Below are 18,882 nucleotides of genomic sequence, written 5' to 3' on the forward strand. Positions count from 1 at the left end.
CAAACGCATTACTGTAATTTCTACAGGTATTGGTACAGACAATATTGATATTGTAATCAATGAACTTGATGCATTGGTTAATATAGATTTTAGTACAAGATCGGTAAAAGAGGATCTAAAAAGTCTGGATATTATTAGAATTGGAACCTCTGGAACTGTTCAAAATGATATTTCGATGGGTAGTATTTTAGTTTCTGAATATGGTATAGGACTAGATGCTTTAATGAATTATTATCTACATGATTTAGATAGAGATGAACTTTTATTATTAGGTGCCATCATGTCTCATTTCAATGATTTAAAAGGCATTTCTCCATATATAACTTCAGCAGATCCAGTTTTATTAGATAAAATCGGAAAAGATCTTCATAAGGGAATAACCCTTACAGCACCTGGTTTTTACTCACCACAAGGCCGAGAAGTACGTGCAAAAAGTACTTTTCCTAATTTAGTGGACCTATTTACAAGCTTTTCATTCAATAATCAAAGAATTACTAATTTGGAGATGGAAACAGCTGGTATTTATGCGCTTTCTAAGGCTATGGGCCATAAGGCGATATCTATAAATGCTATTTTGGCGAGTAGAGTTAAATTTGAATTTTCAAATAATCCAGCTAAAATAATTGATGAGGCTATTCAGCTGGTTTTAAGTAGATTATAAATTTAAAGATCTACAATTAAGTCATGAAATTTCTTAATTGCCTTTAATTTATCTTCATTTAGGTTAAAATCAATTTTATTCATTAAATAATCGCTTAAATCAAAATTATCGACTGATTTTAGATCGTTTAACACTTGATCTCTCTGTTCAAGTCCGAATTTTAATGCAGCATTAAACTCATCCTTAAAACTTTCTGATATAGCCTTATTTGAAGCCCAAACAGCGAATGCAAAGGGTAAATCAGTAAACTTGAACCATTCCTCAGATAAATCATAATGGTATAAAAATTGATCTTTTTTACCAAAAGTTCTGTCACCAATTTGAACAAAAGCGTCCGCATTTTCATGTTCTACAAATTCAGGAGTGCATTTCCAGTAATTTTTTATTAGAACTCTTGCTAAATTATTAGAAGTTCGAGATTGACTATCCAATTTGATTGTTTTTATTTCCGAAATTGGCTTATTACTAAAAATAAAAACGGAATCAACCGCCCCATTAGCACCAATACAATAATCAGAAATGATATGATAATTTGGAATTTGTAGTAATGCTGCTACTGGAACTAATCCTATATCTACTTGATTTTCAATTAGTTTTAATGCGCAAACTGAAGGTATATCTAAACTTAATTCAATTTTATCCAATATATCTGAATGCATTAATCCAAAAACAAATGGTTTAGAATTAGTGTATGAAACGGCAGATACTTTTAACTTATTCAAAATCAATTAATTAGTCTAAATGTTTTGTATTATTAAACTCAAGTATATGGAAGTCCTTTCCATCAAAACCAATTTTATAAAGAGTGGTATTAGTATGTGGGAAATTATCCATTTCAGTGAGAGGTTTATTCATTAAAAGACAAAGAAAAAGTCGCATAGCACGTCCATGCATACAGATAAGTATATTTTCATCTTCATTTTGTTCAATTAATTTCTCTAGGACAATTAATTGGCGTTCTTTAACTTCTAGCGGACTTTCGCCACGTTCAAACTTATGATGCAAATTTCCAGCCTTCCAGTGTTCAGTAATTTCATGAAAGTCGGATCTTAATTTTTCTGTACTTTGTTGACCTTCATGAATTCCCCATCCTAATTCGTCTAAACCAGCAAATTGTACCCATGGGATATGATTATCAATGAATTTTTGAACGGTCTGATGTGTTCTTTTAAGAGTAGAAGTATATATTTTATCAAATGCTACATTTTTGTATGCTTGATAAAAAGCTTCAGCTTGGGCTCTCCCCTTTTCATTTAATTCAGTATCCATTCCACGTCCCTGAACAATACCCAATTTATTCAAGTCCGTTTCGCCATGCCGAATGATATAAATTACTTTCCTCAATTGATAACAGGTAATTGATAATATTTAGGTTTCTCCTCAACAGGGAATTCGAAATCTTTATAATCAGTGATCACATTATATAAAGTATCTCGTTCAACAGGATGTCTACCAATATTTTTGATAAGTTCAACTAATTCTTGGGTGCTCATTGCAGGGTGCTGTTCTTCTGCACCTGCCATAGAATAAATTTTGGTTGTATCGTCTAAAGTTCCGTCAATATCATCAACACCAAAATTTAAGGATAATTGAGCCGTATTACGACTAATCATTGCCCAATAGGCCTTGATATGATCAAAATTATCGAGATAAATACGAGATATTGCATAATTGCGAAGATCTTCAATAACTGAAACTTCGGGTACATGCGACATTTGATTGTCTTGATTTCTAAATTTTAGAGGAATAAAAGTCTGAAAACCACCAGTTCTATCTTGAAGTGCACGAAGCTGCTCTAAGTGATCAACACGATGTTCAAATTTCTCAATATGACCATATAACATAGTTGCATTTGAGCGCATACCCAATTTATGCCATTCTTCATGTATTTGTAGCCACTCCTCTCCAGTACACTTATCTTTAGCTATAATTTCTCTAATTTCAGGAGCGAAAATCTCGGCGCCACCGCCAGGTATGGAGTCTAAACCAGCCTCTTTCATCAATTTCATGCCAGTTGCATAATCAACCTTAGCCTTTTTGAAAATATAATGATATTCAACGGGGGTTAAAGCTTTTACGTGAAGATTAGGTCTGTGTTTATGAATCGCAGTGAATAGGTCGGAGTAGAATTTTAAATCGTACTGTGGTAAAACCCCACCTACAATATGAACTTCAGTAACTGGCTGACCATCATAGTTTTTAACTATATCGAGCATCTGCTCCATGGTATATTCCCAACCTTGCGATTTCTCTTTAATTAAAACTGAGTAAGAGCAAAATTTACAATCGTAAATACATAAATTGGTAGGTTCAATATGGAAATTACGATTAAAATAGGTCTTATCACCATGACGCTTTTCGCGAATATAATTGGCTAGTACACCCAAATATCCTAATTCGGCCGTTTCATAAAGTAACACACCCTCATCAAAGGAAATACGTTGGTTAGATTTAACCTTTTCAGCGATAAGTTTAAGCTCAGAAGAAAGGCTTGAATCACCTATTAGCAGTTCTAATTTTGTAGCAGCGTTCATTTTAGTATTTGTACAAAAATACAATATTGTATAATATTCATTATCATTTGCTTGTAAAAGCCTTAATTATTTAGTTATTTTTAATAAAATGATCATTATTGCTGAATAAAATGATTTTATAAGGTCTACATTTTTTAATCTTTAATTATCTTGCTGCATAATTTCTAAGGAAAACATAAATTGAAGAATATGAAAATCGAAACCATAGCCATACATGCAGGTAATTCAATAGATGAGCATACAAAAGCTGCTATTCAGCCTATTACTTTGTCTACTACCTTTGAGCGAGGTGAAGATGGTGATTATCCTGGTGGTTATGTTTATTCACGTGCAGACAATCCAAATAGAAAATCATTAGAAAATGTAATAGGACAATTGGAAGGTGCTGAATCGGCAGCGGCTTTTTCTTCTGGTAATGCTGCTGGTGCTGCTGTTTTTCAAGCTTTGGGACCAGGAGTACATATTATTGCACCAGATGATATGTATCACGGATTAAGAAATCAATTATTACAAGTTTTTCATGGAATTATTGAAGTAGACTTTATTGATTTATCCAACTTAGAATCTGTAAAAAATGCAATTAGACATAATACTAAGCTTATCTGGATTGAAACACCTTCCAATCCACTGCTCAAAATTTGTGATATCCAAGCTATAGTAAAAATTGCTAAGGATAATGGAGTTATGGTAGTTTGTGATAATACATTTAGTACGCCTATGCTTCAAAGGCCTTTAGAATTAGGATGTGATCTTGTCATGCATTCTACTACAAAATATTTAGGCGGTCATAGCGATGTAATTGGTGGGGCTTTGGCAACATTAAAAGACGATGATTTTTGGAAGAAAATTAGAAATGTACAAGTCCTTTCTGGTGCTGTTCCAGCTCCTTTTGACTGCTATATGACTGTGCGTGGGATTAAAACATTGCCATATAGAATGCGTGCTCACACCGAAAATGCTATGCAAATTGCAAATTTCTTAAATGCTCATCCAGGAGTTGAAAAAGTATATTACCCGGGATTAACTGATCACAAAGGACATGAAATTGCTAAGAAACAAATGAGTTCATTTGGGGGAATGTTATCTTTTTTGGTTAAAGGTGGTTCTGATGAGGCAAGAAAATTGGTTAATTCGGTTGAAATTTTTACTCAAGCTACCAGTTTAGGTGGTGTTGAAAGCCTAATAGAACATAGAGCATCTGTTGAGGGTCCAGAGACCAAAACCCCACAAAATTTAATTCGGGTTTCGGTAGGTTTAGAAAATCCATCAGATCTTATAGATGATTTAAAACATGCTTTATCAAAAATAGTCTAAATCTAAATTATTGATAATCAGTATATTGCAAAAAAAATAAAATTAAATTTGGTTTTAACATGTTTTTGACCATATATTTGAAATATTATTTGGTGGCAACACCAATCTGTCTTCAATAAATTATTTTATTGATTTATACAGAAGTGGCGAGAGATCAGGCTCAATGACCCACTGACAACCCCCCGATCGGTTTCGGGGAAGGTGCCAATTCCTGTCCCGCAAGGGAAAATATAAAAACAAATAAAAAATGAAAAAAGAAACATCCCAAATTTCTTTATTTCCTCAGCAGGAGATAAAAATCAATTTTCCAAACTTTTTAGATTCAACAGGCAACATGAATTTATTCATCTGTATGCGATGTATGAATTGTTAAGAAAATTCCAATAGTCTATTGTATTTTCTTATATCCTATTAAAATGAGCTCTGCTCGTATCCCATTATTTATTTATTAAAAAATCTAACATCAAAATATTATGTCAGCACAAAATTTAAAATTTGAAACATTACAGCTTCATGCTGGACAGGAAGTAGATCCAACAACAGGTTCAAGAGCAGTACCTATCTATCAAACAAGTTCTTATGTATTTAAAAGTTCTGAACACGGTGCTAACCTCTTTGCTTTAAAAGAGTTTGGAAATATTTATACAAGACTAATGAACCCAACCACAGATGTTTTCGAGAAGCGTATTGCTGCACTTGAGGGCGGTGTGGCAGCTTTAGGAGTCGCATCCGGTCAGGCAGCTCAGTTTATCGCATTAAACAATATTTTACAAGCTGGAGATAATTTTGTGACCTCTTCTTATATTTATGGAGGTACATACAATCAGTTTAAAGTCGCATTTAAGCGCCTTGGTATTGAAGCACGTTTTGCTAAGGGTGATGATTCGCAAAGTATTGATTCATTGATAGATGAGAAAACCAAAGCAATATATGTTGAAACAATAGGAAATCCGAGTTTTAGCATTCCTGACTTTGAGAAAATTTCTGCAGTAGCTAAAAAGCATGATTTACCATTAATTGTAGATAATACATTTGGTGCAGCTGGCTATTTATTTAGACCCTTAGATTATGGCGCAAATGTGGTGGTTCAATCGGCCACAAAATGGATTGGCGGGCATGGAACAAGCATTGGTGGAGTAATTGTTGACGGTGGAAACTATAATTGGGGAAATGGTAAATTCCCGCAATTTACTGAACCTTCTGAAGGATATCATGGATTAATTTTTAATGATGTTTTCGGAATTGGCGGACCATTTGGCAATATTCAATTCATAATTCGTGCACGTGTTGAAGGATTGCGTGATTTCGGTCCCTCACAATCACCTTTTAACTCGTTCTTACTATTACAAGGAATAGAAACACTTTCTTTACGTGTTCAGCGCCATGTTGATAATGCCCTTGAATTGGCAAAATGGCTCGAAAATCATCCGCAAGTAGATAAAGTGGTTTATCCTGGTTTACCAAGTAGTCCGAATCATACACTAGCCAAAAAGTATCTTAAAAATGGTTTTGGTGCTGTTTTATCCTTTGAGGTTAAAGGTGGTAAGGAAGCAGCCATTAAATTTGTTGATAATTTGAAATTAATAAGTCACCTTGCTAATGTCGGTGATACTAAAACCTTAATTATTCAGCCAAGTGCTACAACCCATCAACAGTTAAGTGAGGCAGAACAAATTGCTGCTGGCGTAAACCCATCATCTTTAAGGGTTTCTGTAGGAATTGAGCATATTGAAGATATTAAGGCAGATATCGAACAAGCGTTTGCTTCTTTAAATAATTAATCATGTTTTTACATTCCTGAAAAGAAATTTTCAGGAATGTTATTTTGTTATGAATACAGAAAATAGTTATAAGCACAAAAAGCCTTTTAACCTCGAAAGTGGTAAAAAGATAAAAGATTTAGAAATTAAGTATCACACTTATGGTACTTTAAATTCTAAAAAAGACAATGTAGTTTGGGTTTGTCATGCCTTAACAGGTAATTCAGATGTTTTTGATTGGTGGCGAGGACTTTTTGGTGAAAATTGTCTGTTTAATCCAAAAGATCATTTTATAGTTTGCGCAAATATTTTGGGCTCACCTTATGGATCAAGTAATCCACTAAGTATAAATAATGCTACGGGGCTACCCTATTATCTATCATTTCCTGAATTTACTGTTCGTGACATGGCTACCGCACATCAATTGCTTGCGGATCATTTAAATCTAAAGGATATTGATTTACTAATTGGAGGATCGATTGGAGGTCAACAAGCGATGGAGTGGGCCATTTCAGAGCCTAAGCGTATAAAAAAGCTTGTTTTAATCTCTACTAATGCACAGCATTCATCTTGGGGTATCGCTTTTAATGAAAGTCAGCGATTGGCTATCACTTCTGATCGGACATTTTATTCACAGTCACCAAACGGTGGCAGTAAAGGGTTAAAAGTAGCTAGAAGTATAGCTTTGCTTTCATATCGAACCTATGGTACCTATGTTTCCACACAAGTAGAGGTGAATAGTGATAAAATAAATGATTTTAAGGCAGCTTCTTATCAAAATTATCAAGGTGAGAAACTAGTAAAACGCTTTAATGCTTATAGTTATTGGTATCTAACAAAAGCAATGGACAGTCACCATGTAGGCAGAAAAAGAAATTCAATTGATGACGCCTTAAAACAAATTCAAGCAAAAACCTTAGTTATTGGAATAACAAAAGATGTTTTGTTCCCAATTGAAGAACAATATTTTTTAGCTGAAAAAATTAAAAATTCTACTTTTTTCAAATTGGATTCTTTCTATGGACACGATGGTTTTTTAATTGATACAGAGATACTTACACGAGAAATAGGGAATTTTATTAAAAATACAGATTCTGAGAATAAAGTAGTGAATCTACATAAAATAGCATAGCATGAGTAAAAGATTAACCATTGGATTATTTGGTTTTGGAGTAGTTGGTCAGGGATTACACGACATCATCAGTACCAAAGATTTAAACATTGAGATTAAAAGGATTGCCATTAAAAATCCTGAAAAAGTACGTAGCCTTACTAGTGATTTATTCACGACAGATGCAGATGTGATTTTAAATGATCCAAGTATTAATACCATAATCGAATTAATAAATGATGCTGATGCTGCCTATGAAATAGTCACAAAAGCATTAAAAAGTGGCAAGAACGTTGTTTCAGCCAATAAAAAAATGATTGCTGAACATTTAGATGAATTAGTAAATATTCAGAATGAGTATGGTACATCTCTACTTTATGAAGGTTCGGTATGTGGAAGTATTCCAATCATTAGAAATTTGGAAGAATATTATGATAATGAATTGCTGCATTCAATAAGTGGCATTTTTAATGGTTCTTCAAATTTTATACTGTCAAAAATTGCAAATGAAGGCTTGGATTATTCAGTAGCACTTAAACAAGCTCAAGATCTAGGATTTGCAGAAAAAGATCCAACCTTAGATGTAGGTGGTTATGATCCGAAGTATAAATTAGTTATAGCTGCGGCACATGCTTATGGTGTTTTTGTAAGACCAGAGGAGGTTTTAAACATTGGCATTCAGAACTTTTCTGCAGTCGACTTACAATTTGCACAAGAGCATCATTTGAAGATTAAATTAGTCCCGACAGCCAAAAAATTAAATAATCAAGAACTTACACTTTATGTACTCCCAAAGCTTGTACCTAAGAGTGATTTTTTATATAATGTTGAGAATGAATACAATGCAGTCTCAGTAAAAGCAGCATTTGCAGATCAGCAACTGTTTTATGGTAAAGGAGCAGGTGGCCATCCTACAGGTTCTGCTGTCCTATCGGATATTGCTGCATTGAGATATGACTATCGTTATGAGTACAAAAAATTGAATAATGAATCTAAATTAACACTTCAGAATGATTATGTTATTCCTCTGTATATTAGATATATAAATGAAAGTTTAATCAATAAGATTCAATTTGAATATATTACTAAACATCATAAAAGCGATGATTTAAATTACGTTCTTGGCGGTATTAAAATCAGTGAATTAATTCTAGGTAAAGAAGCTATTTTAAATGATGGAGCATTTTTAGCTGAAGCGAGTGCGCTAATTGAAAAATAAGAAAGTTATGATCTTTTTATTAAGGTTAATTAATATTTCAATGGAATAATTAATTAACCTTTCTTTTTTAAGTGTGGTAAAATCGCTTTTTGCCAAATATCATAACCTGTTCTATTCATATGAAGTTTATCCCCTAAAAATATGTTGGTCATTGGTGATCCATCAGTTAATAACATTTTATTATAAACATCAACAAAACCTGTTTTAGTTTTATTTTTAAGAAAAGATTTAATTAGTGCATTTGCTTTTACCATTTCAGGCATATATTTAGCACGACTGGGACTAGGTTTAATAGACACGAATAAGATGTGAGCTTTAGGAAGTTCCCTTCTTATCATTCCAAATAATTGACTAAAACGCATAAAAACAGTATCTGCATTAGCATTGGGAGAACTTACAAAGTCATTTTCACCACAATAAATTACTACTTGTTTTGGTTGATAAGGATAAATGACATTTGGCGCATAACGAATAAGATCGGTTAGACTTGAACCACCAAAACCCCGGTTTATTATTTTATAAGTAGGAAAGTCCTTTTGAACATCTTTCCAATTAGTAAAAGATGAACTTCCGACAAATAAAATTGAGCCCTTTTGAGGAAATGATGACTGATCTTCTTTCTTAAAGGCTTCAATGTCTTTATAAAATGGAAAGTTATTTTGAGCCAATGACTTATTGGGTACAAAAAGAAATAAAATCAAACATATTATCAGAAAAGCTCTATTTTTCATACATGTTTCTTTATAAAATATTAAATATCACGATTGATATCCCAATTTTCTAAATAGTCTGCCACTCTTCTAACAAAAGAGCCACCCAAAGAACCATCTACAACACGGTGATCATAGGAAAGAGAAAGAAACATCATATTTCTGATAGCGATTACATCACCATGTTCAGTTTCTATAACTGCTGGTTTCTTTTTGATAGCTCCAACTGCTAAAATAGCTACCTGTGGTTGGTTTATGATTGGAGTCCCCATAACATTACCAAAAGTCCCTACATTAGTTAAAGTGAAGGTCCCTCCTTGCGTTTCATCAGGTTTAAGTTTTGATTGGCGCGCACGATTAGCCAGATCATTAACTGCTTTTGTAATTCCGAATAAATTTAATTGATCTGCATTTTTAATTACGGGAACGATCAGATTACCACTTGGGAGTGCAGCAGCCATTCCGATATTTATATCACGTTTTTTAATAATTTGCGTACCATTAATAGAAATATTGATCATTGGCAAATCTTTAATTGCCTTAGCCACAGCCTCAATAAATATGGGTGTAAAAGTAATTTTTTCACCTTCTCTCTTTTCAAAACTGCTTTTTACTCGGTCTCTCCATTTCACGAGATTAGTAACATCAACCTCAACAAATGAAGTTACATGTGCAGAAGTATGCTTCGACATCACCATGTGATCAGCAATAAGCTTACGCATACGGTCCATTTCAATAATCTCATCACCTCCTGAAACAGAACTTACAGGGCTAACTGATTTCTGGTTTGATATTTCATTAGAAACAGAGGTATTATTTTGTGTTTTGGCAACAATATTACCAGTACTTTTATTATTTTGAATATACTCCAAAACATCTTGTTTAGTAACACGACCTTCAGAGCCTGTCCCAACAATAGAATTTAATGCTTGAATACTTATACCCTCTTCAGCTGCCATACTTTTAACTAATGGTGAATAAAAGCGTTCTGAAGAACTAAAATCAATAGATTTAGTATTATTCGATGAATTTTGTACTACAGGTTCAGGAACAAATGGTGCTTCAAGTACTTGTTCCACCTGAACAATATTCTCTATTTTTGTTTCCTGAGGGGCATCCTTAATAACTTCAGCGTTTGTATCAGTCTCAATTACAGCGATTACAGCACCAACTTGAACAACATCATCTTCTTTAAAAAGAACTTTAACAAGTTTTCCAGACACGGGAGAAGGTACTTCTGAATCAACTTTATCAGTTGCAATTTCCAATACAGATTCATCAATATCGATGTTATCTCCTGGTTGCTTTACCCATTTAATAATGGTAGCTTCAGCAACACTTTCGCCCATTTTAGGAAGTACTAATTCGAATAAAGACATAGTAGATTTTATTTACGATTGGTTTTCTTTTGCAAAATTATAAATTTTAATTAAGCCTGCTCCTCTTTCAGTAATTTAAAAAGCAAAGTTAATGCACTTATAGATGCTCTTTCAATATTTTGTGCTCTTTTATTGCCAAAAGTGAATTTTTTACACAAGATTTTATTTTTTCCTGCTACGGCAATCCAAACTGTTCCAACTGGCTTATCAATACTTCCACCATCGGGGCCAGCAATTCCGCTTACCGATATGGAATAATCCGATTGATAATTATTTTTAGCCCCTTGAGCCATTTCTCTGACTGTTTCTTCACTTACAGCACCGAAACTAGAGATGGTTTGATTAGAAACACCAAGCATGCTGACTTTAAGGTTATTTGAATAAGATATTGCTCCACCTAAAAACACTTTACTACTTCCAGCATGTTGAGTAATTAAATGAGAGATATAACCTCCCGTGCAACTTTCGGCAGTGGCTAAGGTTAATTGCTTTAACTCCATAAAATCAAGAATGGCCTTTTCAATGGCAATATCTCTCTCAATAATCACATATTCGCTAATTTGTTTAACTATTTTATTAGAAAAAACACTTATTTCATTATTTAAAACATTAGCATCTGGTCCACTACCACTTAATCTTAATCTCACCAAACCTAATTTAGGCAAATAAGCTAGTTTTATATGTTCAGGAAGTGAATCTTCAATATCAGCAATTTTTTCTGCCAATATAGATTCTCCAATACCTGCAGTTAAGATTGTATGATGATAAATAGTAGGAAGTTTAAAAGTTTCTTTAATTTTTGGAATTACCAAATCTTCCATCATATACATCATTTCAAATGGAACTCCTGGCATAGAAACAAATATTTTGCCATTTTGCTCTACCCACATTCCTGGAGCGGTACCATTTTTATTTAGAAGAATTTTGCAATTTTCAAGCACTTCAGCTTGTTTTTTATTTATTTCAGAAACTTCAACTTTATATCTGGCAAAAATTTGCTTGACATTTTCAAGGGCCTCCTGATCAGTTCTTAGGCCTGTTTGGAAGTATTCGGCGAGTGTTTTTTTGGTGATATCATCTTTTGTGGGACCTAGGCCACCAGTAATTAAAATAATATCCGCTCTTTGTGAAGCTTGTTCTAAGGTATCTAAAATATGTTGTCGATCATCAGAAACGGAAGTAATTTGTTTAACCTTAATGCCAGCTAGATTTAATTTTTGAGCCATCCAGGCTGAGTTGGTATCTACAATTTGTCCAATTAAAATTTCGTCGCCAATAGTTATAATTTCAGCTATCATATTAAAAATTATTGTAGAAATCCCGACGTTTACTAAGTTTAAGATCTTGTAAAATAGAAGCTTTTACTCTTAAATCGACACTATAAAATTTGTAAGTCCCAATTGGGGACCATCTAAAGGATAAATCCCAGCAGTGAAGGTCGCGATATATCGAGAATTGTGTTAAACTAAGTTTATTAGCTTGAAAATCATATCCTGAAGTATATTGTACTTTCCACTTGGGTGTAACATTAAAATCACCGAATATATTTAATGTATTTGAAATATTCGATTGAAGTCCGTTTTTGGAATAATTAAAGCTATACGCTGCACTCACATTCCACGGAATATTAAAGTCCACAAAAGCATTTGGATCGCGACTAATGGCATTTAACTCTTCCTGCTGCGATCTTGAAAGGTTTTGTTTGCCCTTATCGAGTTTATTTAGGTTTTCACCTCTCTTTTTGGCGGCTTTTGAATTCAAACTGAAATCAGTTGATAAACCGAAATTTGTTAAGCGAGCTAGTTTACCCGATTCGAAGGTATATTTATCTATACGATTTCCCAGATTGTCTAGTTTATAGGGGTCTAAAGTCCCATAAAAGTTTATACCTATTTTTTCTTTAAAAAACGAAGTTCTTCCTGAAAAACCGATGGTAGAAAGTTTAAAATTTTCTGCTGCAAAGTTATAACTTCCTGAAAAGGTAAGACTCTGAAGAATCGGAATATTAATTGAATTTTTAGTCGAATCAGCGTCTGAGCGAACTTTAGCTTCCACATTATTGTCAACACTAAATCCAATTCCTGCAACCCTTCCTGAAGATGGCGATCCGAAAACTGCATTTTCATAAATAGAATAACGGGCAACATTTTTAGAAGTATCACCTTGTAAATTTTGGAAATATCCAAAGCGGCTAGTTCCAAAATCTGGACGATAATTAAAGTTGACTGAAGGGGTCATTATATGTCTCAAGGCCATTAAATTGCCTTTTTTGAAATTGAATTTACCATATATTTTAGTTGCAAGTCCTGTATTTACGCTATAATCGTAAACTCTACTAAATCCTTGTATGGTATCAGTAACTTGCTTAAATCCAGAGGCTACCGGGTCTAAACGCTTACTAATGGTTTGTAAATACCACTTTTCACTGTATTGCATCCCAGAGTTAAACTGGAAATATTTTAGAATATTTAAAGATAGATTGATGGGAATATCATGTTGAATTCCATTTCTAAAATCTTTCAATGACTCCTTTTTAAACAATTTATATTCCTTAGTATTGATGGAGTTACTACCCTGCATACTGTATCCTAAACTCAGTCGCTGATACCATTTTTGCTCGCCTGCTCTATCTTTCGTATCAAAAGGATTAATAGTTGTCATGTTTAAACTAAAACGTGGCAAATCTAAAAAGACTGTCTGTTGCTCAATATCTTGGCTATGGGAAAGGCTTGAAGAGAAGTTAAAAAGACCATTTGCAAATACCTTTCCATAACTTATACTTGAAGAAAGTGTATTTCTGGCAATTTCGGTAGGGTTATAAGTCCCGGCTGCACCAGTATTAGAAAAGTATGATCCAGTACCGGCATTCACAGAAGCACTGAAAGTTGTCCCGGGATTAGCCAAGGGACTCTGAGAGTGACTCCAAGTAAGGTTAAAATCTTTATTAGGTCTTTTAAAAGACTCTGTTCCCTCTACCCCATTTTTTGTGGAGGCAAATCGAAAATTTAAACCACCATCATATTTATAATTTTTACGATATCGAGCTGCTGTACCTAATTCATAAGAACCTTTTGAATAGAGAGTGCCTCTAGTTGAAAGATCCCAATAATCATTTAAGCCTAGGTAATAGCCTAAATCACGCATAAAAAACCCTCTTGTATCTTCTCCGAATGTTGGAAAAAGCAATCCGCCAGAACGGCGATTCGGTTTTGGAAAAAAGCCAAAAGGAACTCCAAGAGGTAAAGGAATATCTTCAATTACAAGGTATGCTGGACCAGTAATAATTTGTTTATCGGTTGCAATACCTTTAATAATATGTATACCAAAGTGAGGATGTGGTAAATTACAAGTACTGTAAATTCCTTTTTTAAAAAAGCCCTCATCATATTGGTTCTTTTTAAATTGTGCTGCTTGAAGATATCCACCTTCAACATCTGTAAAAATTCCAAATGATTTTCCTTTTTTTGTTTTATAATTAAAAAATAAAGAATCTGTTGTTAATGGAGGTTCAGCTCCTTGAGTTAAAAGAGGTTTTCCCGAATAAGTTTTTGTTTTTGGATTAATTAAACCCTTGGCAAATAAAGTATTGTTTTTTTGGTCAAGCTTAATAAAATCAGCTTCTATTTCAAAATCTTCATATTTTACTTTAGCTTTTCCATACAAATATACTATATTGTTGTTTATATCTGCTTTTATAGAATCTTCGGCTGAGTAATTGACTTTTGATGAAAAAGCTCCTGCCTGATTTGTTTTTTTGGGGATGGTATCAAGTTTTATCGTATCGGCAGACAATCTTGCTGTCTTTACTTCGTTATCGCTTGGTAATACTGATTTTTGAGCATAAGCGATTGTATCTTTGCCTAATACAAAAAATGCAGTTAAAGAAAATAATATAAAAATGGGCCTAATAAATTTCAAATTCGATGATGAATACTATTTTTGCAATAATTGATAATAATATGCCCCCAAAATTAATGAAAAATATACCATTGATAAGATACAAATACGTAATTGTAGTATTCTTGTTTTTAACAACTACATTTTCTTTCGGGAAAAGTATAGATCCTAGCCCATACAAAATCAAAACTATAGTAGTTGACGCTGGTCACGGTGGCACTGATGGTGCTACCAGGGGTATTTTTTCAAAAGAAAAGGATATCGCATTGCAAGTTGCATTACGTTTAGGTAAAGCAATTGAAGAAAATTTAAAAGATGTAAAAGTTGTTTATACAAGAACAACGGATGTTTTTATTCCGCTTTATGAACGAATAGGAATTGCAAATCGCGTCAAAGCGGATATATTTATTTCAATACATTGCAATTCTATGCCGATTAAAAAAGTAATTAGCGGTTACAAAAAAGATAGTAGAGGACGTAAAGTTCCTATTTATAAAACTGTTCAAAGTACCTCCACAAAAGGTACAGAGACTTTTGTTTCAGGTTTCGGCAGATTAGATGAACAAGATGTGGTAATGCGTGAGAACGAATCAATACTATTAGAAAAGGATTATAAAGATAATTATGAGGGTTATGACCCCAAAGATCCAGAAAGTATTATTCTTTTATCTTTAATGAAAAATGCTTTTAGAGAACAAAGTATAAAGTTAGCATCGTTTATTCAGGATGAATACAGTCAAAGTGGACGTATTGATCGTGGAGTAAAAGAACAAAGTTTAGCGGTATTGGCAAAAGCTGGTATGCCTGCAGTTTTAACGGAAATAGGCTTTGTTTCTAATCCTGAAGAAGAAGAATACATGAATTCTGAGCTTGGACAGAATGAAATTGTTACTAATTTATTAAAAGCTATTCAAACCTATAAAAAACAAGCCGAATTCGAATAAACTGGTTAAATTTGCATGATTATTGCTTATTAGCAAATATTAATCAGATTTATATTACGAATAAGAAAATATTGATGAAAATTTCAAATGAAACAAAAGTTGGTGCTTTAACTTCCGTAGCTATAGTTACGCTTATTTTAGGTTATAGTTTTTTAAAAGGAAATGACGTTTTTTCAAATGAAAATGAATTTTATGCGCAATATGATCGTGTTGATGGTTTAGCGTCATCAAAGCCTGTTTTGATAAATGGATATCAAATTGGCAGGGTTTCTGATTTAACATTGCTTCCTACAGGTAAAATATTAGTTCAATTTAAAATTGATTCAGAATATTCAATTCCTAAAAACACAATTGCCAGAATAGAGAGTACAGATTTACTAGGTGGTAAAGCTGTTGTTTTTGAATTAGGAGACAGTAATAATTTTGCAAGTGATGGTGATACATTGAATTCACATGTTCAAACTGATCTAATGGATCAAGTAGAACCAGTTCAAAAAAAGGCAGAACAAATTATTGCCAGAATGGATTCTATTCTAACATCAGTTAATAATACCTTAAATCCTGAGTTTCAGAAAAATTTTGATCGTAGTTTTGCTAGTATTGCTAGAACGCTTGAAACACTGGAAAAAACTACAAAAACGGTTGATGGACTTGTGATTGATCAAAGTTCTAAAATCTCAGGAATCATGTCAAATTTTGAGTCGATCACTGCAAATTTCAAAAATAATAATTCAAAGATTAATAGTATCATGAATAACCTGGATAAGGTTAGTGATGATGTTGCAAAGGCTAATTTTACCCAAACAATCGCTGAAGCAAATAAAGCAATTGTTGAGCTTCAAACTGTTTTAAACAAGGTAAATTCTGGAAATGGTACATTGAGTCAATTGATAAATGACGAGAAAATGTACAATAATTTGAATAATGCTGCTGAAAATTTGGATAAGCTCATGATTGATTTAAAGTCTAACCCAAAACGATATGTTTCCTTTTCGGTTTTTGGAGGAAAGAAAAATTAAATTTAGGCTAGTCTAAATTTCGAATGTTTTTCCTTCAATAGCTAGTTCTGTATTATTGAAAAGGCTTTTAGCCTCCACTAATAGTGGATCTAAATCGCGATATCGAGCAGAAAAATGCCCTATGAGTAACTTTTTGGCATTTGCTTTTGTTGCAACTTCTGCAGCTTGTAATGTAGTTGAATGAAAAGTTTCTTCAGCTCTCGCTAGCATATCATTCATAAATGTAGCTTCATGATATAATAGGTCTACATCTTTAATATAATTTAAGTACTTCCAACTACAAATGGTATCGGAGCAATATGCAAATGATTTTGGGATATCAGGCTCAGTAGTTAATTCTTCAACTGAATGTATGATACCTTTATTATCAGTGAAATTATGCCCCTTCTTGATTAGTGGTATCATATCAATGGGAATTGATAGTTCCTCTATTTTAGATTTAATAATTTTTCTTAGGCGTTGTTTTTCTGTAAATTTAAAACCTGTACAAGGAATACGATGATCGAGAGGGAATGATTCTACACTTATATCCCAATTCTCAAATAATAATTCGTGAGCTAATGGGTTTGTTGCAGTAAAATTTATCGGGTATTTGAGGATTGTTTGAGAAAGCTTGAATTGTAGATCAATAATTTCAAATAAATCTGCTGGACCGTAAATATCCATGGCTTTTGTTCTTCCATTTAGATGCAATGATGAAAGTAGTCCTACAAGACCAAGATAATGATCACCATGCAGGTGGCTAATAAAAATTTGATCAATCCTATTTGCCTTTAGGCCGAAATGCAATAATTGATTTTGAGTCGCCTCACCACAATCAATTAATATAAACTTCTCATTAACATTTAGAAGCTGAGCAGATGGATTTCTATTAAATATGGGGGTTGAAGAACTGCTACCTAAAATAGTGAGTTCAAATTTCATTTATATGGATTTGTATTAAATTATTACATTTCTCTTCTTAATTCCTTTTCAATCTCTTCCATAAAGATTAAATCAATTGCTTCATCTACGCTACCAACAATGGTTAGAATATTATCTAATTGAGATATAGTGATCAATCTCGCGATATTATCATTGATTTTTGTCAGAATAAAGGAACCTTCAGCGTTTTTACACAGACGATGACCTACCAATAAACTACTCAAACCAGACGAATCTGAATATTTAACATTAGAAAGATCTAGAATAATATTTCTTTGACCTTCAGAATTACAAAGTATAAGCTCTGATTTCAACTTTGGTGAAATTAAGCTATTTAGCTTATTTTCATTCAGTTTAATCAAAACATATTTTTCGTGTTTATCTACAGTAAATTTCATGATTTTTAAAGATAATTAAACCTTTCTTAATTAAATTAATCAAGAAAGTCTATTCAAAGCCTCAATTATATTATTTTCAACTCTTTTAAGAATATCTGAATGATCATTTTTTATAAAATTATCACCTGTGATATGCTCATATAGTTCAATATAACGTTCTGAAATTGAATTAACAAATCCAGGGGTCATTTCAGGAATTAACTGATCTTCTTTACCTTGAAAACCATTGTCTATTAACCATTTACGAACAAACTCTTTAGACAACTGCCTTTGTGGTTCATTTTTAGCTTGACGATCTTCATATCCTTCCTTATAAAAATAACGTGACGAGTCTGGAGTGTGGATTTCATCAATTAGGTGAATTTTACCATCTGCTTTACCAAATTCATATTTCGTATCCACAAGAATTAAACCTAGATCGGCAACCATTTCAGTACCCCTTTGGTATAAGGCTCTAGTATATTTTTCAAGCAAAATATAATCCTGCTCGTCTACGATTTTTCTATTAATAATTTCTTCTCTAGAGATATCCTCATCATGTCCAACTGATGCTTTGGTGGTTGGAGTTATTATTGGTACAGGCAATTTATCATTTTCTTTAAGTCCATCAGGCAATTCAACACCACAAACCATACGCTTGCCACTTTGATATTCACGCCAAGCATGGCCAGCTAGGTAACCTCTAATAACCATTTCTACCTTGAAGGGAGCACAAATTTTCCCGATTGTGACATTTGGATCAGGAACATCGATTACCCAATTTGGGACTATATCAAGCGTGGACTGTAAAAATTTAGCAGCAATTTGATTCAATACCTGTCCTTTAAAAGGTATGGGTTCAGGTAAAACTACATCGAATGCAGAAATTCTGTCGGTAACCACCATTACAAGGAATTTATTTCCAATGGTGTAAACATCGCGGACTTTCCCTTTATAGAATTGTGTTTGTCCCGGTAAATTGAAATGTGTTTCTTTAATCGCGCTCATTTAAATAGCCTATTGAATTGAACTG

Annotated in this window: 17 protein-coding genes and 1 riboswitch; of the genes, 7 read left to right on the top strand and 10 right to left on the bottom strand. The window is 33.1% G+C overall.

Annotation, left to right across the window (positions count from 1 at the left end; translation table 11 throughout):
* Positions 1 to 661: nucleoside phosphorylase (locus tag ACIQ0D_RS05785; RefSeq protein ID WP_395803652.1), on the top strand; the 661-nt coding region annotated here is incomplete at its 5' end.
* A gap of 2 nt (positions 662 to 663) precedes the next feature.
* On the opposite strand, the gene ACIQ0D_RS05790 is transcribed toward ACIQ0D_RS05785, so the two are convergent.
* Genes ACIQ0D_RS05790 through mqnE form a run of 3 tightly spaced genes read right to left on the bottom strand, consistent with a single transcriptional unit; the run spans position 664 to position 3,195 of the window.
* Complete coding sequence (locus ACIQ0D_RS05790) at positions 664 to 1,383, bottom strand: menaquinone biosynthetic enzyme MqnA/MqnD family protein (protein ID WP_395803654.1); 720 nt, start codon at positions 1,381 to 1,383, stop codon at positions 664 to 666.
* 10 nt (positions 1,384 to 1,393) lie between these two features.
* Positions 1,394 to 2,005 (bottom strand): histidine phosphatase family protein, encoded by a 612-nt coding sequence (locus tag ACIQ0D_RS05795; RefSeq protein WP_395803656.1) that lies wholly within the window; start codon positions 2,003 to 2,005, stop codon positions 1,394 to 1,396.
* The gene (gene mqnE / locus ACIQ0D_RS05800; RefSeq protein ID WP_395803658.1) at positions 2,002 to 3,195 is read right to left on the bottom strand and encodes an aminofutalosine synthase MqnE; all 1,194 of its coding nucleotides are present in this window, start codon (positions 3,193 to 3,195) and stop codon (positions 2,002 to 2,004) included. The genes ACIQ0D_RS05795 and mqnE overlap by 4 nt, the downstream gene beginning before the upstream one ends.
* A 189-nt stretch (positions 3,196 to 3,384) precedes the next feature.
* On the opposite strand from mqnE, the gene ACIQ0D_RS05805 reads away from it, so the two are divergent.
* From ACIQ0D_RS05805 to ACIQ0D_RS05820, 4 genes are all read left to right on the top strand, one after another.
* Entirely contained in the window at positions 3,385 to 4,509 is a 1,125-nt protein-coding gene (locus ACIQ0D_RS05805; protein ID WP_395803660.1) for a trans-sulfuration enzyme family protein, read from the top strand.
* A 130-nt stretch (positions 4,510 to 4,639) separates the two neighbouring features.
* Positions 4,640 to 4,746: riboswitch (SAM riboswitch) on the top strand.
* Positions 4,747 to 4,982: 236 nt separating this feature from the next.
* Positions 4,983 to 6,290 (top strand): O-acetylhomoserine aminocarboxypropyltransferase/cysteine synthase family protein, encoded by a 1,308-nt coding sequence (locus tag ACIQ0D_RS05810; RefSeq protein ID WP_395803662.1) that lies wholly within the window; start codon positions 4,983 to 4,985, stop codon positions 6,288 to 6,290.
* Between the two features lie 49 nt (positions 6,291 to 6,339).
* Positions 6,340 to 7,401, top strand: a complete 1,062-nt coding sequence (gene metX, locus ACIQ0D_RS05815) for a homoserine O-acetyltransferase (protein WP_395803664.1) — start codon at positions 6,340 to 6,342, stop codon at positions 7,399 to 7,401.
* 1 nt (position 7,402) lies between these two features.
* Positions 7,403 to 8,599, top strand: coding sequence for a homoserine dehydrogenase (locus ACIQ0D_RS05820; RefSeq protein ID WP_395803666.1), 1,197 nt, complete (start codon positions 7,403 to 7,405; stop codon positions 8,597 to 8,599).
* A gap of 53 nt (positions 8,600 to 8,652) precedes the next feature.
* On the opposite strand, the gene ACIQ0D_RS05825 is transcribed toward ACIQ0D_RS05820, so the two are convergent.
* Genes ACIQ0D_RS05825 through ACIQ0D_RS05840 form a run of 4 tightly spaced genes read right to left on the bottom strand, consistent with a single transcriptional unit; the run spans position 8,653 to position 14,606 of the window.
* The gene (locus tag ACIQ0D_RS05825) at positions 8,653 to 9,330 is read right to left on the bottom strand and encodes a GDSL-type esterase/lipase family protein (protein WP_395803668.1); all 678 of its coding nucleotides are present in this window, start codon (positions 9,328 to 9,330) and stop codon (positions 8,653 to 8,655) included.
* A gap of 20 nt (positions 9,331 to 9,350) precedes the next feature.
* Positions 9,351 to 10,688, bottom strand: a complete 1,338-nt coding sequence (locus tag ACIQ0D_RS05830) for a dihydrolipoamide acetyltransferase family protein (protein ID WP_395803670.1) — start codon at positions 10,686 to 10,688, stop codon at positions 9,351 to 9,353.
* Between the two features lie 50 nt (positions 10,689 to 10,738).
* Positions 10,739 to 11,986 (bottom strand): competence/damage-inducible protein A, encoded by a 1,248-nt coding sequence (locus ACIQ0D_RS05835; protein WP_395803672.1) that lies wholly within the window; start codon positions 11,984 to 11,986, stop codon positions 10,739 to 10,741.
* A gap of 1 nt (position 11,987) precedes the next feature.
* A complete protein-coding gene (locus ACIQ0D_RS05840; protein ID WP_395803674.1) occupies positions 11,988 to 14,606 on the bottom strand; it encodes a putative LPS assembly protein LptD in 2,619 nt (872 codons plus the stop codon).
* A gap of 56 nt (positions 14,607 to 14,662) precedes the next feature.
* On the opposite strand from ACIQ0D_RS05840, the gene ACIQ0D_RS05845 reads away from it, so the two are divergent.
* Positions 14,663 to 15,529: an N-acetylmuramoyl-L-alanine amidase gene (locus tag ACIQ0D_RS05845; RefSeq protein WP_395803676.1), complete on the top strand. Its 867-nt coding sequence runs from the start codon at positions 14,663 to 14,665 to the stop codon at positions 15,527 to 15,529.
* A gap of 74 nt (positions 15,530 to 15,603) precedes the next feature.
* Positions 15,604 to 16,548, top strand: a complete 945-nt coding sequence (locus ACIQ0D_RS05850) for an MlaD family protein (RefSeq protein WP_395803678.1) — start codon at positions 15,604 to 15,606, stop codon at positions 16,546 to 16,548.
* A 12-nt stretch (positions 16,549 to 16,560) separates the two neighbouring features.
* Here the strand turns inward: ACIQ0D_RS05850 and ACIQ0D_RS05855 are convergent, their stop codons facing one another.
* From ACIQ0D_RS05855 to ACIQ0D_RS05865, 3 genes are read right to left on the bottom strand one after another with little or no spacing between them, the layout of a single operon-like run.
* A complete protein-coding gene (locus ACIQ0D_RS05855) occupies positions 16,561 to 17,472 on the bottom strand; it encodes a ribonuclease Z (protein ID WP_395803680.1) in 912 nt (303 codons plus the stop codon).
* A 23-nt stretch (positions 17,473 to 17,495) separates the two neighbouring features.
* Positions 17,496 to 17,870 (bottom strand): STAS domain-containing protein, encoded by a 375-nt coding sequence (locus tag ACIQ0D_RS05860; protein ID WP_395803682.1) that lies wholly within the window; start codon positions 17,868 to 17,870, stop codon positions 17,496 to 17,498.
* Positions 17,871 to 17,909: 39 nt separating this feature from the next.
* A complete protein-coding gene (locus ACIQ0D_RS05865; RefSeq protein WP_395803684.1) occupies positions 17,910 to 18,857 on the bottom strand; it encodes a phosphoribosylaminoimidazolesuccinocarboxamide synthase in 948 nt (315 codons plus the stop codon).
* Positions 18,858 to 18,882 lie beyond the last annotated feature (25 nt).

It is taken from the genome of Daejeonella sp. (genome assembly GCF_044342615.1).
Lineage (GTDB): Bacteria > Bacteroidota > Bacteroidia > Sphingobacteriales > Sphingobacteriaceae > Daejeonella.